This is a genomic window from Vibrio paucivorans (assembly GCF_054053395.1).
In genome coordinates this window covers 939,916-956,482 of sequence record NZ_CM133231.1, presented here as the reverse complement: position 1 = coordinate 956,482, position 16,567 = coordinate 939,916, and the positions used below count along the sequence as shown (strand labels likewise).

The following is a 16,567-nucleotide window of genomic DNA, read 5'->3' as shown; positions in this document are numbered from 1 at the left end:
AAAATTATGCGCTCTCTTTCTGAATGGCTCTCTGCCTATGGTGAAAGCCATCAAAATTCAATTAATCAGAAGATTCATAAGGTTGCGGTGCCAGGGATCTTTCTATCGATAGTTGGCTTGATTTGGTCTATTCCCTCACTAACGCTACTTGGTGTGACAATTAACTGGATATGGGTTGTTTCGATTCCTGTGTTGGCGTTTTATTTTCGACTGAGCTTAAGCGTATTTCTAATGATGCTAGGCTTCACACTTGCGTGTATAGGTCTTATCTGGTCGATGACGCTAATGAAGCTCCCAGTATTATCGATCTCCGTTGCGATGTTTGTTGTTTTGTGGGTATTTCAATTTATTGGTCATAAGATTGAAGGGAAAAAGCCATCATTCTTTGAAGACGTTCAGTTTCTTCTTATTGGCCCAATCTGGGTATTTAGAAAGCAATAGTCTGAGAGGCAGGCTTAACGTTTTGTGTATATTGACTTTGCGAAATGCAACTGATGTAAATGCGCAAAATGCAGTAATTTTGCATTTTGCAAAAGTCTTATGCACTGAGTTTTGCTGAAACTGTGTATTAAAGCAGCAAATACGTTGTTTTCTCTATCATAAAAAGTTGGCATGTACTGTGCATTATGTAGATTGACCCTTATTAAGCCGAGGGTCACCTAGCCAACTGACGTTGTTAGTGAACTTACAATTTGTTCACAAATATATATAGCCAATCACGAATATTGTGATTGGCTTTTTTTCTATTCAACGATTGCCAAAAACGGCTCGAACGGTCAACAAGCCCTAATTTATTCTCCACATTTGTTATAGCAGCTTGGTTTACGCGGACAAACGGCGCCCCTAGAGCAAATCACGCGCGCATCCGACTCAATACCTCGTTCAATCCAGTTAATGTTGAGGATTTTGGCAATGGTACGAAATTCCTTTTTAATGTAGTTAGGAATAGTGGCCGTTCCCCCCTGAGAAACACACAGCGATTTAAGGTCTTCAGCAATGGATAGTGAGTCTCCACCTTGCGCATCGATCGCTGGGTTCAAATCAATTCCGGCACACAGCACGCGATTATTACCAGCAGGATCGGTCATATTGACTGACTCGCAACAGTAGATTCGCGGTTCGTCACCAACATTTAGAATAGAAATTTGTGCAGAGCTATTTGCTTGTGGCTCCGATAACCGACGAAATACCGCCCAGTGCTGACAAGGGTCATTAACCTTACGCATGTTTCCCCAAGGTAGTGGGATGCCATTTCCTCGGTAAACGGCTTTCAGTTTGTTTTGGCCATAGGCATCGAAGTAATGCCAGTGGGGGTAAGGGGAAACGACAGTCATACGGCGCATAGCAACCGAAGGGGATACGCCAGCTTTCTCATGTACGCTGATTTCATATCCGCTTCTGTCTAGCAGTTGTCTGAACGGGACTTTTGGACATAACAGTGCGCCCGCAAAGAAACTTGATTCAAAGTCTCGCCATGCTTGCAGAATATCTTGTGAATTTAGCTCAGATGTTGGCTGGATATCGACGCTATCTTCCCAGCTATTGGCGTGTCCAACAGAGAGAACGCTTTTTAAGCCTTCCTTGCTATGCAGCACGCAATGGCCAATATACACGGCCAAGTCGTATTTGAGCCGGGTTGGGTAATCACGCAGCATCTCATTGAGGTAGATAGTTCCAGGCGGCTCGAAGAATGAAGTAACGAGCTGTTTGGCGCTTACGCCCAACTCATCAACGACATCTTGTGGAGTGCGATTAACCCAGCGAATCGATATGCCTAAGCTTTTGGCGATATCAATCAAGTCTTCGACTGCTAGGTTAAGTCTCTTTAATCCTACTTCTTCAGCCGCTCGCTCAAGATCTGGAAAGTGGTTTTGATTACTTTCCTGGTGTGCCCGTATAAGAAGGTGAGCAAATTGGCGACCAGTGATACCCGTTTGCGATAGCATTTCAGGAATCGCTATCTGCAAGATGTCATTAGAGAATAAGAAGCTAGGCTCGAGCGCCATCCCGCTAATTCCCCCACGGTTTCCCTTGTCCGGAGTAATAGCGGTTTGTTCCGGTTCATCGTCTAGGAACCAAGCAGGATCTTTTTGGAACACTTCGGCGATGACTTCCAGCATATCGACACTGGGAACGCGTTTTCCACGTTCAATCATAGAGAGGTAAGAAACGGAAGGGGCGTACTCAGGGTTGACCCTGATGCATCTCGCAGAGAGATCTTCCATGGTTAAGTGATTGCGTTTCCTCAAGTTTCTTATCTTTGTCCCAAGGAAATGTGATTGGCGAACTAAGCTTTTTGACAGAGACATTTTGTAAAATTCACATTGTAAAATTTTTGTTGTGAAATTGTAGTCAAAAATTCGCTAGTCTACAAAGTAAGCAAAGTCACAAATTTACCAGCGAAAGAAAGTAAGTTTGGAATATTTGCTCTAGGACAAGTTTTTAAGTGAGTGGTACCAAAGCGAACGAGAAAAAATTTAACTCAGCTCTTCATCGCACGGACACATTAAAAGAGGGAAAGACTATGAATATGCTTACATTCGATAAAACAGACATCCAAAAACAAAACAAGCCATTTATCGCTGAAGCTGTCTTTGCCGTAGAGACAATCAGTGCTAACCAGCAAAACGAGAAACAAGTTAAGTCTAAGCAACTGCTCGACCGCCTGTTCCCTCTAGAAAACGGTTCTCACAAAGATGTAACGGCTTACATGATTGATTACCGCCATGTTGTCGCTTACTTCAAAGATGGTTCGCACAGTGGCCTGAAAAACAACAAACACTTTGTCGCTTATACAGGGGAGAAAGAAGATCCGGCTTCGATTCTTTTCCGAGATGCAAGTGGCAGTCACTTAGAGGTGACTTTTGGTAATCACAAAGGAACAGGGTGTGTTGAACTGATTGAGATTGCCGACATTCAATTAGAAACATGCACTATGTTTAGCCAACTGGAGCAAACCGAAATGGCAGCTATGCGTCACTGGATCAGCTTGGTGAAAGGGGATGAAAAAGGGAAACCTAAAGCGTGTAGTGAAGATAAAGAGTACACAGCGAAAAGCGGTGAAGATTACAACCTAGATTACTGCTACAACGTGTAGATACAGTTCAACGAATAACAATAAGGCTTGTCTGAAGCTTGCCCACTCTTAATCGAGTGGGCTTTTTTTTTGTAATTTGTATTGGTGGGATACAGATTATGCGGCCGGTAACACCATAGGAAAACCAAGGCTAGGGTGCTCAGAAACTATTGATTGGTAGCCATAGACTTGCTCGATTATCTCTGGAGCTAGCGCCTGCTTCGGCGGAGCGTCACAAACAAGTTTGCCTTGGTGAAGGATCACCATTCTATCTGAGTATTGTGCAGCAAGGTTTAGGTCATGCAGTACGACTACGACAGCAGTATTGTGTTTGTCAGCCATTTCCCGAGCGATTTGTAATGTATTGTGCTGGTGGGCTAAGTCTAGGGCTGAAGTGGGTTCATCCAGCATCAGAATTTTTTGGTCACCGGACTGATCTAACTGGGTAAGTACTCTCGCCATGTGCAAGCGCTGTTTTTCACCACCGGAAAGTGACGGGTAAAGCCTATTCGATAAATGCGCGACGTCGGTAATCTGCATGTATTTTTGTGCTAACTTTGCGGTATCAGCATTGGATAGGTTGAGTGGAATAGCTCCGAGTTCCACAACTTCGCTGGCTAAGAAAGGAAAGCTCAAGGTGCTGTGCTGGGAGAGCATTCCCATATGTTTGGCGATTTGAGCGGCAGGCCATTCATGTTTTGCTTTACCGAAGTAGCGGATATCACAATGGGATTCTATCTCTCCGCACAGTAGTTTGAGCAGGGTACTTTTTCCTGCTCCGTTTGGGCCGAGTAATGTTGTGACTTCACCGGGATAAAGTTCAATAGAGATATCGTCCAGAATCGTGCGCTTACCGTATTGAATTGAAAGATTTTTCCCCAATACCGCCGGCTGCCTATTATCAGTGGAACTGTTGCTATAAGCCGCGTGGTTATGAGCAGCATTGTGGTGGAGATTGTCATCACGACTCATTATAGGATTTTCCCTTTTTGTTGGAACAATAAGTAGAGGAAAAACGGTGCGCCAATGATTGCAGTCACGATCCCGACTGGTAGCTCTGCTGGTGCTACGGCAACGCGTGCAAACATGTCGGCACTAGTCAGCAAAATTGCGCCCATTAGTGCTGAAATTGGCAGCAACTTACGGTGATCTGGCCCGGCTAACATGCGACCCAAATGCGGGATAACAAGGCCAATGAAGCCGATCATACCTGCGACGCTAACTGTTACTCCTACCCCAATAGCCGTGAGGAGAATGAGTTGACGCTTAAGTTTTTGAACAGGAATACCTAGGTGGTTGGCTTCTGACTCGCCAAGCAAGAGTGCATTGAGCGCCATCGCTTTGCGGGAAAAGATCCAATACAGCAGTACCATGCTGATCCCAGTTAACGCGATGCTCGACCAATTAGCGCCTGCAAATGAGCCCATCGACCATAGGGTAAGGTCTCTTAGCATTTGGTCGTCAGCTTTGAAATTCAAATAGCCGATTCCAGCCCCTGATAACGCGCTGATCGCAACCCCAGCTAACAACATAATGGTAACGGAAGTACCGAACTTACTGGTTCCTAGTTTGTAGACCAAGACAGTTGTGATTGCGCCGCCCAAAAAAGCGAATACAGGCACCGCAGCTAAATTCATAAATACCGGAAACTGCTCACTGATCCCAGAGAAAAGTACGATAGCAATAGCTGCTCCGAGCGCAGCACCTGCCGATACACCAATGATGCCCGGTTCTGCTAAAGGGTTTCTAAACAACCCCTGCATTACTGTGCCACACATGGCCAAAATTGCCCCGACGATGGCGCAGAGCAGCGTGCGAGGCAGGCGGATCTCATGGATAACCAAGTTAATATGTGGCGCGAGCTGATTCGAACGGTTGACCAAACTCGACAAACTATCGAAAAAGCCAATATTCATAGGGCCAACCGTAATAGAGGCCACTGTCATCACTGACAGTAGGCCTGCAAATAGCGTTAGCGTAATGGAAAGTGGGAGACGTCTGAACAACATAGTAAGCGGTACTTTCTTTATGTTTAGGCTTTAGGCCTTATTTAGGTTTACGAGCAGAGACATTTAAGGGTAAAGAAGCGCGTTAATGCGCTTGGCTTCGGCTAGGCTTTTCAAACCAAGACCACCGACTAAAGCGTGCCCGTCGACGGTGACAAACTGTTTATTCTGGCCGGCAGGGGTTGCCGCAAGCATTGGCATAGACTTCAAGATCGCGTCCGCGCCACCGAGCTTCTTGTAGCTACGGCCACTTACTAAAATCACGTCTGGTTGCATCTCTACCATTGATTCCATTGAAAGAGGTTTGTATGAATCGAGTTGAGCAGCGGCTGGGTTGGTTGCGCCAGCAAGCTCGATAATGGCATTCGGTGTAGTGTTGCTGCCAGCAACGTTTGCTGCGCGGCCTTCATGAATTAGCAGAAACAGTACTTTTTTAGCTGTGTTTGGTGCTGGTTGGTTGTCCTCCAGTGCAGCCACTTGTTCATTGACCGTCTGTTTGATTGCGCCGGCAGAGCTTTGGCTGTCAGTCAGTTCTGCAATTTGGTCGATGCGCTCAAGTAATCCAGGCACATTGGTTTTTGTGTTAACGATTTCTACATCGACTCCAGCTGACTTAAGTTGGCTGAGTGCGCTTGCTGGCCCCATTTCATCAGAACCGATGATCTTAGTTGGTGCCAACGCTAATAAGCCTTCTGCGGAGAGTCGACGGTGATAGCCGATTTTAGGCAAATCCGGGTTGCTTGGTACGATGCTAGTGACATCGGTCGCCACCAGTTTGCTTTCTTGGCCTAGTGCAATGACGAGTTCGGTCACAGCACTGCCAGCACTTATGATACGTTGGCTTTCTTGCTCTGAAGCATTAACCGCGCCAACCGCCAACAAAGACAATAGGCTTGAGGTAAGGATGTTTTTTACTATCGATGTTTTTGCTTTTACTTGAACGTTAACTTGAGTTTTCATTGTTGAGTTATCCCTATCTAGGTCGCAATCGCTGACGAGCTTTGCTTTTTTAACCTTTTTCTGTAACTAGATTTTATTAATTGGTATAAAGCATCGAGTTTATTGCGTCGGTTCTTCCGTGAGCAGTTGCGTTGCTTGAATGCCGTTATCCTGTAGGAAGGCGAGAAGTTTGACCAAGTGTTGTACATCGGTCGTTTTTTCTGCCCCAATCACTATGGGCCTTGGTTGAGACTTGTGTTGTTCCAAAAGCGCAATCGTGAAGTTTTCCCAATCGATATATTCTTTAGCGTCGATTGCCCAATATGGCTCTTCAGCCAATATATTGATGGTAAGAGACTTGTTGTCGACCTCAGCAACTGACTGCGAGTCAGTTGTAGGTAGATTCACTTCTAAAGCATCAAGTTTTACTGCGGCTGTGAGTAATAGGAACACCATGACGATAAAGATGATGTCGAGCAGTGGAGTAAGATCGGGCATCACACTGAATGATTGCGGATCTTGTTTGGTTTTGATCATAAGGCCACCGACTGTGGCTGTTGTGGTGTGGCTTCGCTGGTAGCTGTTTCTTCTACGCTCACTTGGTTATCGTGGTTAAGCGTTATGCCTTCTAGCCATAAGTTAACGTAGTTCAACGTGTGCTCAAGCTTGGCCATGACTCTGTCTGCCCATAAGCCAAGTAATTGAGCACCAGCGATCGCTGGTAATGCGATAAGTAAGCCTGCCGCGGTTGTGCGCATTGCTAACCCTAAACCATCGGCAAGATCGTTGGGCGTAATGCTGCCCGTTGATGCCGCTACCCCTTTAAACATTTCGATCAAACCAAGTACGGTACCTAATAGTCCAATAAGCGGGCTAATCACACCAATAAGGGTTAATAGCCTTAAACCCGAATGCAATTGATGACGCTTTTCCTGTAGCCAGATGCCCGCTGCATCTTCTCGTAGAGTTTTGGCAAAAAAATGGTGGGCAAGCAGCATAGCCACACCTTTGTACAATAGGGGACGCTTATTGGACAACTCGCTGGCCAGTTGCTCAATATCGTTACTGTTAGTTGGCGATATTTTTGTTAGCTCTTTGCGAATCGCGCTTTTACCTACACCGAGGCTAATGATGACCTGCAGCAAGCGTTCGGCGATGATCATGACCGTGAGTCCCGAACAGATGAGAAGAGGCCAAGTCATTAGGCCAAGTTGCTGCTGTAATTCTTGTATGTGTTCCATTATCAATCCAACTTAAAACGAACAGGGATTTGAACTCGGTGCGCCAACTTCTGGCCTCCCGAAATATGTGGAGAGAACTTCCACTGTTTAATTGCATCAAGTGCTGACTTATCCAGCATGGTGGTACCGGATGATGAGATCAGTACTTGTTTGATTTGATTTCCATCGGCGTCTAGCCAAATTTCATACATCGCAACACCTTCGATACCACGTTTGCGAGCGAGTCTTGGGTAACGAGGTTGAACTGGTCGAGATACAAAAGAAGGTTTATCGAGCAAAACTGGCTGGCTACTCGCGCCTTTGCTAGCAGCCGTTTTGGGTTGTTGAGTCTCTGGTTCTTTTTCAACAGGTTTCTTTTCTGTCTTAGGTTCCGGCTTTTGCTTTACGGTTTTTTGCTCAGTTTTTTTCGGTTTTGGTGGTGTCACGTTTTGCTTTACTGGCTCACTCTTGACTACTTTTTTAGCTTTTGGCTTTTCTACGGGCTTAGCCTTAACTATTTTCTTTTCGACAGGTTTAGAGGCCTTTTTAGGAGGTGTTGGTTTTGGCTGCTCGACTTGCTTAGTCACATCTTTCGGTTCAGGTACTGGCTCTGCAACAGGTGGAGGAACGGCGGCTGGCATCGACACAAAGTTAATCGACACCGAGCTAGGTTCATTACCTGCGGGCATCGCAAAGACTTTTTGTTCTTCTACTACGAAGAGAAACGCGGCATGAAGCAACACTGACGCGCTTCCTGCGATGGTATACCTGAGGATGTTCACACCCAACTCCAACAACTCAATGACAAAATGAGCAATCTCATGATTGCGAAACAGATTATCAGTCAAAATGAAAATAAGATCAATTATCAATTGCATTATCATTAGCGTGGATTTAAGATCTTGCTCAGTTTTTCAGAATAGTATTCCAACCTTGCTGTATTCAGGTGTTGAAGGAATTTATATGTATCTTGATATTAATCAATTTGATGAATCTATTTTGGCAGTAGATACACCAGATCCTCTTCGTTTCGCGTTTGCAAAAAAACACTCGGCTCACGCTGGTGGTATGTCTACGCCAGTCATGAAGGAGCAACAGGGCGAAGTGCTTAGTCGGTTGCTTACCACAGAAAAGAGCAAGTCAGGTAAACGTTGTTTGTATGTACATGTTCCGTTTTGCCGAGTGCGCTGTACTTTTTGTAACTTCTTTCAAAACGCTGCCAGCCGCAAGTTGGTGGAAGACTATTTCGAAGCTCTGATGACAGAGCTTAAAGAGAAAGCTAAACAGCCATGGACTCAGTCTGGTCTGTTTCATGCGGTGTATATCGGAGGTGGTACGCCTACTGACCTTAGCCCGGAACAGGTAGAGAGGTTAGGTAAAGCGATTCGTCAGTATTTCCCACTTTCAACTGATTGTGAGATTACGCTTGAAGGTCGAATCAACCGCTTCAGTGATGAAATGTATTATCGAGCACTTGAAGGTGGCTTCAATCGCTTTTCTTTTGGTATTCAAAGTTTTAATACCCAAGTTCGTCGCAGCGCTAAGCGCTTGGACGACAGAGAAGTTGTGCTTGATCGAGTCACAGATTTAAGCCGTATGGACCAAGCACCGATTATTTTGGATCTGCTATACGGATTGCCTTATCAAACGCTTGATGTGTTCGAACAAGATCTCAACGACTTCATGGCAACGGGTGCTCATGGGATAGATTTGTATCAGCTGGTAGTAGGTGGCTCTGCACCTATGCTTAACCTAGTTGAGAAAGGCAAGATCCCACCACCGGCGAATACGCCCGACAAAGCTGCAATGTATGAACTTGGTTCGAATTTTATGACCAAACATCATATTAAGCAGTTGAGTGTTAACCACTGGGCTAGAGATAACCGTGAGCGCAGCCAATACAATAGCTTAGCGAAAACGTATGCAGAAGTGCTGCCAATTGGGTGTGGCGCTGGCGGTAACATCGGTGGCTACGGAATGATGCAACACCGATCGTTAGATGCCTATATGCAAGCGATTAAGAGCGGTGATTCTGTCATCGCTATGATGACAAAACAGCACGCATTTGAACCGCTATTTGCTGCATTAAAATCTGGTTTTGATAGTGGTGTTGTGCGTAAAGCATTACTGCCAGCGTTAGCTGGCGAAGACGCATTTGAGTTTTTCATGCCATTATTTAAACAGTGGCAGCAAAAAGGTCTCGCTGAGCTAGATAGCCAGTATTTGGTTCTTACGCTAGCGGGACGATTCTGGGCTGTGAGTTTGGCTCAGGCATGTATTCAAGTGCTGCAGCAAACAGATGTTGCAGCAAAGCATATTGACTCGATGGCGGTTTAGCCTGGTTGAGTTTATAGAAACTAAAGCCTTGTAAGTATAAGTACTAAAAGGGTTGTATAGGGTACTGGAACAAAAATTATGGATACATTGAAACAGCAAGTTGCTCAATTGATGGAGCAAGAACCAAAACTTTTACCTGCGGCTATTGCAGAGCGTTTGAACGTTTCTGAGTTTGAAGCTGTGGCAGCGCTACCTGATGAAATGGTTGCGCTTGCACCAGGTGAGCAAGCACAAGCGACGTTAGAGGGCTTGGTTGGTTTCGGTACGGTGACCACCATCGTCCACTCTTTTGGCTCTATCTTTGAAGTGAAAGCGCCGTTTCCCAAAGGAAAAGTGGCGCGCGGCTACTACAACCTGATGGGAAAAGAAGGTGAGTTGCACGGTCACCTGCTATTAGACAATGTGAAAAACATCGCTTTGGTCAGCAAACCATTCATGGGTCGAGAGAGTCATTACTTTGGTTTCTTTGATGAGCAAGGCAACAACATCTTTAAAATTTATTTGGGTCGAAACGAAAAACGCGAACTGATTCCACAGCAGGTTGAACGTTTCAAATCGATGCAAGCAGAACTAAAAAAATAACGATATTTGGAGAAAGTAAATGGACCAGCAAGTTAAACAAGAGCGACTTCAAGGACGACTAGGGCCGGAAATTAAAGAGTTTCGTCAAGAGCGTAAAACGATTCAATTGGCGACTGTTGATGCTGAAGGCCGTCCAAATGTTAGCTATGCCCCTTTTGTACAGAATCAAGAAGGCTACTTCGTGTTGATTTCTCAGATTGCGCGTCATGCTCGCAACCTAGAAGTTAACCCACAAGTTTCGCTAATGATGATTGAAGATGAAGACTCATCGAAACAGCTATTTGCACGTAAGCGTTTAACTTTTGATGCTGTCGCGACTGTGGTCGAGCGCAATACTGAACTTTGGCAACAAGTTGTTGCTCAAATGGAAGGTCGCTTTGGCGAGATCATTCAAGGGCTAAGTCAGCTCGAAGACTTTGTGCTGTTCAACCTCAAAGCAGACAGCGGTTTGTTTGTGAAAGGCTTCGGTCAAGCCTATCAGGTGTCTGGTGATGATCTGGTTGACTTTGTTCATCTACAAGAAGGCCATAAGAAAATATCTAACGGCTAATTAGCAATGAACACATAGTGTTATCGCAATCTAAGGGAGCTATACTGCTCCCTTTGTTTTTCTTAGGGACAAGTGTGTGAAACCAGTAAGCAAAGATCACGGCGAAATCTGCTATCCATTTATCTATAAAGACAGTCCAATCTGTGATTTTGAAATTGCCTCGGATGAGCTGTGTAGCCGAATTGGCTTAGTGTTGACTATGGAAATAGACCCACTGAGTCGTGATGTTCTTACTCGCTTACAGCCAAATATTTACCATTTGAACGGTTCTGTTCGCGGTAAGTTGGCAATCACCGAGGCTGAGCTCAGCGAACTTTACTCTGATTACAATCGTCTCAGAGATAAGTTGTCCGGTGGTTTTAAGGGGTTTGTTTTACCCGGTGGTCATCGCATTGCTGGTGAGCTGCATTTGTGTCGTACGCAAGCCAAGAAAGTTGTGCGTGCTCTGGTTGCTATTGAACATGCAGGCAAGAAAAAACCTGATCTGATTCTCTTTAGGTACGCGAACTTGGTCGCCAATGTCATGTATACGTTAGCCTCTTACACCAACTTCATCACTGACACCCAAGAAGTTGAATTTGTGAGTAAAAGCTACGCTATGCCAAAAACAAAATAAGGGTGCGTAAGCGCCCCTATCTCTTTATCCTCAATAAGCAAAGCCATTTCCTTACTAACTTTTAATAATTATTCTGGTTCTCACGCATGGTCTAAACTCTAGATATACGTAGTGATTGGATAGTCTGATGATCCCAATGGCGCTGAGAGCAATACTGTATTGCTGCTTGATGATGTCGTGGCCGTCTGTTGCTATCGCTACTGAAGAGCAAAGTAAGGCAATAAAGACGGTGCCGATAATTACCATCGGTGGGGCGATTGCTCCTGCTGTAGGCGATTATGTGACGAAAGAAATCACTCGTGCCAACCAACTAAGCCATGTCCCTGCGGTTGTCATTACGATTGATACACCCGGTGGGTTAGTCAGCAGCCTTCGGGATATCAACCAATCAATCTTGTCCTCAAGCGTTCCTATTCTGTGTTTGGTGCACCCACGAGGCGCGCGAGCGGCCAGTGCGGGCACATTCATTCTTTACGCTTGTCATATTGCTGCTATGTCCCCAGCGACTACGCTTGGGGCTGCAACGCCGGTTAGTATTGGCGGGTCTCCCCCAAACCAAACGGAAGAGCAAACAAACGAACCTAGCGCAATGGAGAAGAAAGTATTGAACGATTCTATCGCCTACATTCGCTCATTGGCTCAGCTAAGAGGGCGCAATGAAGAATGGGCAGAGGCCGCAGTGCGTGATGCCGCAACGTTATCTGCTCCAGAAGCGTTAGAAAACAACGTGATTAATATGATTGCCGATTCGCCTCAGCAATTACTGGAAAAACTCAATGGTTTGACTATTCGGCTCGAAGATGAGGACGTTGTTTTGGATTTGTCGTCGGCTTTGCTGGAACAACGTAAACCTGATTGGCGTAATCAATTTCTCGCCACAATAACTGACCCGAATATCGCGTATTTGTTGATGATTATTGGGGTATATGGCCTGTTGTTGGAATTTTATAGCCCAGGCTTTGGTGTTGCAGGGGTAGTCGGGGCAATCAGTTTGTTGATCGCGACCTACGCGTTTCAAATGCTGCCAGTCAATTACGTCGGTGTCGGTTTGATTCTGCTTGGCCTTGGGCTTTTGGTTGCTGAGTCCTTGGTGCCGAGTTTTGGCATTTTAGGTTTCGGAGGTGTGATCGCATTTGTGCTTGGTTCAATCTTCTTAATAGACAGTGACATTCCAGAGTTGCGTGTTTCACTTCCTCTTATCTACTCCCTAGCGGCGACTTCAGCTGCGTTCATGATATTCGTGCTTCGGCGGTTGTGGCAGTTGAGGCGCTCGCGGGTGGTAAGTGGTGTTGAGAATTTGATTGGCTGTCATGCTGTGGTTGAGTTTACCTTCGATACTCAAGGTTATGTGTATATTGAAGGCGAGCGTTGGTCGGCGCACGGCGAAGGTTCCTATCACAAAGGTGAAGAAGTGATCGTTGAAGCGGTGGAAGGATTGACGCTTCAAATAAGGAAAAAAGAAGGAGGTTGATATGGTTGAGCAGTTGATTGCTAGCGGTATGCTTACCCCTGTTATTATCGTAGGGCTGATACTCTTGATAGCGTTCAGCTTGTTTCGCGTGTTAAGAGAGTACGAACGTGGGGTGATTTTCTTTTTGGGGCGCTTTCAATTAGTCAAAGGTCCAGGGCTAATTGTGGTTATTCCCATCATTCAACAGATCGTTAAAGTGGATATGCGAACGGTGGTGATGGATGTCCCGAGTCAAGATGTGATCAGTCGTGACAACGTCTCTGTCCGAGTGAATGCTGTGATTTATTTTCGGGTTGTGGATGCACAGAAAGCCATCATTAATGTAGAAGACTATCTGGCGGCGACATCCCAGCTAGCGCAGACCACGCTCCGATGGTTGGGGAATTAAAGTCTCCGATGTGGAAATTAAGCACGTGGATTTGAACGAAAGCATGATTCGAGCGATTGCTAAACAGGCTGAGGCTGAACGTGCAAGACGCGCGAAAGTGATTCATGCCTCTGGTGAAATGGAAGCATCTGAGAAGCTTGTGGAAGCGGCGAACAAAATGGCGGCTGAGCCAAATGCAATGTTGCTCCGCTATTTGCAGACATTAACCGAAATCGCCGGAGAGAAAAGTTCGACGATAGCATTCCCACTACCAATGGAATTGATGGAAGGGCTATTTAAAGGCCGATCATCGAAAGGAAAATCAGATTAATACGTGAAGCAAAAAGCCCCTTGAAAGGGGCTTTTAATTTTAATGTTTAGCTATGCATTTTCGCGATTACACGCCAGCTTCTTGGTAAAGACGGCGGCATGCGCGACCATCGCTGTGGAACAAGTGGCAACGATGCGCTGGGACACCAATCGCCAGTTTGTCACCGACTTCAACAGGCAATGTGTCTGGCTGACGGTAGATAACGTCTGCGTCTGCGCCTTCTAAGTTCAGGTAGACTTGAGTTTCGTTACCTAGCTTCTCAACAATCATTACTTCGCCTTCGATGGTTGCATCACCATCTTCCGCTGTCAGCAAGTGCTCAGGGCGTACACCCATCGACATGCGATCGCCACGGTTTACGGTGGTGCCATCAACTGGGATCCAGAAAGACGTACCGTTTGAAACTTGAACCTTAACGCGCTCAGATTCTACTTCGTCAATGAAAACACTCATGAAGTTCATCTTTGGTGAGCCAATGAAACCGGCTACGAAGCGGTTTTCTGGGTAATGGTAAAGCTCTAGAGGCTTACCAACTTGAGAGACGAAACCTGCATCAAGAACGACGATCTTGTCAGCCATGGTCATCGCTTCGACTTGGTCGTGAGTAACGTAAATCATGGTACAACCGAGTTTACGTTGTAGCTTAGTGATTTCTGAACGCATCTGAACACGAAGTGCAGCATCTAGGTTAGATAGTGGCTCATCCAGAAGGAAAACATTAGGTTGGGAAACCAAAGTACGACCAATTGCTACACGTTGACGTTGACCGCCTGACAGCGCTTTAGGTTGGCGCTCTAGTAGGTGGCTTAACTGAAGAATTTCAGCCGCATGCTCAACACGTTTATCGATTTCGCCTTTGTCGGCTTTGGCAAGTTTAAGGCCGAAAGACATGTTGTCGTATAGGTTAAGGTGAGGGTAAAGAGCGTAAGACTGGAATACCATACCCACGCCACGCTTAGATGGTTCGACGTCGTTCATACGTTCGTCGCCAATGTATAGATCGCCAGAAGTAATGTCTTCTAGGCCAGCAATACAACGAAGTAGTGTGGATTTACCACAGCCTGATGGACCGACGAAAACGACAAATTCGCCTTCTTTGATATCTAGGTCGACATTTTTCGAAATTAAAACATCGCCATACGCTTTGCATACATTTTTTAACGTGACACTCGCCATCTAGCTCGTCCTCGATCAAGATTTTTATAACTTACTGCTCATCATTATATGAATTAGGGTTTGAGCAATAACAGTAGGAATTCGGTAATTGTGCCGTCTAATATGCGGCTTGTTATCATTAGAGTAAGAAAAAAGGGTGATGAACTCAACGAAGTATATTGATGTTACATCACCCATCGAAGCCAACAACTGGGTTACCTCCCCCGTACAAAGTCAGTGCCTCCCCCGTGCAAAAATAATTACTACGAACACATCATTTGTAACAGCAACCCATAGGCGGCTTGTAAGCCAGTGAGTTCTCAGAGAGTCATTTCTAAAGAGAACAACTGGAAAGGGTTCTTACTATCCACTCTTGGATGACTGTAGTTTCGCGATTTCGTCTAGTAGCTGCATCCTCCTAATCTCACTTTTTGTAGGGGGAGTAGGAGGGGAGGAGGGCGTATAGGGATGAAAAGGCATAGAGAGATCGACTTCAAATAAATTTGCTCATATAGATTGAATTCGATCACATTAATCTCGGTTTTTGTGATTCTTGTCGCCAACGTGAAACGTGTCGGATCACGAAAATAAGCCATAATAGCAAGGGCGTAGGGAGTAGGAGGATGAGTCTTATTGATTTTTCTCTGAATATAGATGGCGAAATACGGCGAAACCTCTATATGGTTTACCCTACAACACAAATATAAAAAGGATATGAACATGAAAAATGCCCTAAGCACAGTAGCGCTAAGTACTCTAGTTGCTCTTGGCTCTTTTGGTGCGAATGCTGCTATCGAAGAAGGTCAATTAACCATTTGGATTAACGGTGACAAAGGCTACAACGGACTTGCTGAAGTAGGTAAACAGTTCGAAGAAGAAACAGGTATCAAGGTAACTGTGGCTCACCCAGACGGCCTAGAATCGCGCTTCCCGCAAGTTGCGGCGACGGGTGATGGTCCTGATATTGTGTTTTGGGCACACGACCGTTTTGGTGGCTACGCAGAAGCAGGTTTGCTAGCTGAGCTAAAACCGTCTAAAGAGATCCAAGAAGGCATCGTTGATTTCGCATGGGATGCAGTGAAATATGATGGAAAAATCATCGGCTACCCAATCGCTGTAGAATCTCTATCTCTTATCTACAACAAAGACCTAGTTCCTACACCGCCTAAGAGCTGGGAAGAAGTTGCAGCTATCGATGCAAAACTTAAGAAAGACGGTAAATCTGCAATTATGTGGAACCTAAAAGAACCGTACTTCACATGGCCACTAATGGCTGCAGACGGTGGTTACGCATTTAAATACGGTGCTGAAGGTTACGACGTGAAAGATGCGGGTATCGCAAACAACGGCGTAAAAGATGCAATGAACTTCGTTAAGGGTCTAGTAGACCAAGGCGTAATCTCTGCGGATATGGATTACTCAGTGTCTGAGTCAGCCTTCAACCAAGGTAAGACTGCGATGACTATCAACGGCCCATGGGCTTGGGGTAACATCGAAACATCGGGCATCAACTACGGTGTAACAACGCTTCCTAAGTTCAATGGTCAATCTTCTAAGCCATTCGTTGGTGTACTAACAGCGGGTATCAGCACAGCTTCTCCAAACAAAGACCTAGCGGTTGAGTTTATCGAGAACTACCTACTGACAAACGATGGTCTACGTAAAGTAAACGACGACAAGCCACTAGGCGCTGTTGCTCTAAACTCGTTCCAACGTGAGCTAGATTCAGACAAGCGTATCGCAGCGACAATGGACAACGCGATGAACGGCGAAATCATGCCAAATATCCCACAAATGAACGCTTTCTGGGGTAGCGCGAAGAGCGCAATCATCAACATCGTTGATGGCCGCCAATCAGTAGACGCTGCACTAGCGGATGCTGAGAAGCAAATGACTAAATAATCTTAAGTAGTACCC

At 45.5% G+C, this 16,567-nt stretch carries 16 protein-coding genes and 1 pseudogene; 9 read left to right on the top strand and 8 right to left on the bottom strand.

The window, feature by feature from the left end; genetic code table 11:
* Positions 1-6 precede the first annotated feature (6 nt).
* Positions 7-441, top strand: coding sequence for an Mpo1 family 2-hydroxy fatty acid dioxygenase (locus ACXABW_RS19685; protein ID WP_457525115.1), 435 nt, complete (start codon positions 7-9; stop codon positions 439-441).
* Positions 442-791: 350 nt separating this feature from the next.
* Here ACXABW_RS19685 and ACXABW_RS19680 read toward each other — a convergent pair whose 3' ends face one another.
* Positions 792-2,309 carry a DUF3612 domain-containing protein gene (locus ACXABW_RS19680; RefSeq protein ID WP_457525114.1) on the bottom strand — a complete coding sequence of 506 codons (1,518 nt, stop codon included), beginning with the start codon at positions 2,307-2,309 and terminating at the stop codon, positions 792-794.
* 215 nt (positions 2,310-2,524) lie between these two features.
* On the opposite strand from ACXABW_RS19680, the gene ACXABW_RS19675 reads away from it, so the two are divergent.
* Positions 2,525-3,097 (top strand): aldolase/citrate lyase/malate synthase family protein, encoded by a 573-nt coding sequence (locus ACXABW_RS19675; protein ID WP_252031936.1) that lies wholly within the window; start codon positions 2,525-2,527, stop codon positions 3,095-3,097.
* Positions 3,098-3,193: 96 nt separating this feature from the next.
* Here the strand turns inward: ACXABW_RS19675 and ACXABW_RS19670 are convergent, their stop codons facing one another.
* The 6 genes from ACXABW_RS19670 to ACXABW_RS19645 form a co-directional block, all read right to left on the bottom strand.
* The gene (locus tag ACXABW_RS19670) at positions 3,194-4,048 is read right to left on the bottom strand and encodes a heme ABC transporter ATP-binding protein (RefSeq protein ID WP_457525113.1); all 855 of its coding nucleotides are present in this window, start codon (positions 4,046-4,048) and stop codon (positions 3,194-3,196) included.
* Positions 4,048-5,085, bottom strand: coding sequence for a FecCD family ABC transporter permease (locus tag ACXABW_RS19665; protein ID WP_457525112.1), 1,038 nt, complete (start codon positions 5,083-5,085; stop codon positions 4,048-4,050). The genes ACXABW_RS19670 and ACXABW_RS19665 overlap by 1 nt, the downstream gene beginning before the upstream one ends.
* Positions 5,086-5,148: 63 nt before the next feature.
* Entirely contained in the window at positions 5,149-6,042 is an 894-nt protein-coding gene (locus ACXABW_RS19660) for a heme/hemin ABC transporter substrate-binding protein (RefSeq protein ID WP_457525110.1), read from the bottom strand.
* Positions 6,043-6,141: 99 nt separating this feature from the next.
* A complete protein-coding gene (locus ACXABW_RS19655) occupies positions 6,142-6,558 on the bottom strand; it encodes an ExbD/TolR family protein (RefSeq protein ID WP_457525108.1) in 417 nt (138 codons plus the stop codon).
* Positions 6,555-7,262: a MotA/TolQ/ExbB proton channel family protein gene (locus ACXABW_RS19650; protein WP_252031924.1), complete on the bottom strand. Its 708-nt coding sequence runs from the start codon at positions 7,260-7,262 to the stop codon at positions 6,555-6,557. The genes ACXABW_RS19655 and ACXABW_RS19650 overlap by 4 nt, the downstream gene beginning before the upstream one ends.
* A 2-nt stretch (positions 7,263-7,264) precedes the next feature.
* Entirely contained in the window at positions 7,265-8,023 is a 759-nt protein-coding gene (locus ACXABW_RS19645) for a TonB family protein (RefSeq protein ID WP_457525105.1), read from the bottom strand.
* Between the two features lie 181 nt (positions 8,024-8,204).
* On the opposite strand from ACXABW_RS19645, the gene hutW reads away from it, so the two are divergent.
* The 6 genes and pseudogenes from hutW (at position 8,205) to ACXABW_RS19615 (ending at position 13,495) form a co-directional block, all read left to right on the top strand.
* Positions 8,205-9,578: a heme anaerobic degradation radical SAM methyltransferase ChuW/HutW gene (gene hutW, locus ACXABW_RS19640; protein WP_457525104.1), complete on the top strand. Its 1,374-nt coding sequence runs from the start codon at positions 8,205-8,207 to the stop codon at positions 9,576-9,578.
* Positions 9,579-9,656: 78 nt separating this feature from the next.
* On the top strand, positions 9,657-10,160 hold the full coding sequence (gene hutX, locus ACXABW_RS19635; protein ID WP_252031917.1) for a heme utilization cystosolic carrier protein HutX: 504 nt from the start codon (positions 9,657-9,659) through the stop codon (positions 10,158-10,160).
* Between the two features lie 19 nt (positions 10,161-10,179).
* Entirely contained in the window at positions 10,180-10,710 is a 531-nt protein-coding gene (gene hutZ / locus ACXABW_RS19630; RefSeq protein ID WP_252031914.1) for a heme utilization protein HutZ, read from the top strand.
* Between the two features lie 76 nt (positions 10,711-10,786).
* Positions 10,787-11,326, top strand: a complete 540-nt coding sequence (locus ACXABW_RS19625; RefSeq protein ID WP_457525102.1) for an ATP:cob(I)alamin adenosyltransferase — start codon at positions 10,787-10,789, stop codon at positions 11,324-11,326.
* Between the two features lie 127 nt (positions 11,327-11,453).
* A complete protein-coding gene (locus ACXABW_RS19620; RefSeq protein ID WP_457525101.1) occupies positions 11,454-12,797 on the top strand; it encodes an NfeD family protein in 1,344 nt (447 codons plus the stop codon).
* A 1-nt stretch (position 12,798) separates the two neighbouring features.
* A pseudogene (locus ACXABW_RS19615) lies at positions 12,799-13,495 on the top strand (SPFH domain-containing protein).
* A gap of 66 nt (positions 13,496-13,561) precedes the next feature.
* Here the strand turns inward: ACXABW_RS19615 and malK are convergent.
* Positions 13,562-14,671 (bottom strand): maltose/maltodextrin ABC transporter ATP-binding protein MalK, encoded by a 1,110-nt coding sequence (gene malK / locus ACXABW_RS19610; RefSeq protein WP_457525099.1) that lies wholly within the window; start codon positions 14,669-14,671, stop codon positions 13,562-13,564.
* 699 nt (positions 14,672-15,370) lie between these two features.
* Between malK and malE the strand changes: the two genes are divergently transcribed.
* The gene (malE, locus tag ACXABW_RS19605) at positions 15,371-16,552 is read left to right on the top strand and encodes a maltose/maltodextrin ABC transporter substrate-binding protein MalE (protein ID WP_457525097.1); all 1,182 of its coding nucleotides are present in this window, start codon (positions 15,371-15,373) and stop codon (positions 16,550-16,552) included.
* The last annotated feature ends 15 nt before the right edge of the window (positions 16,553-16,567 follow it).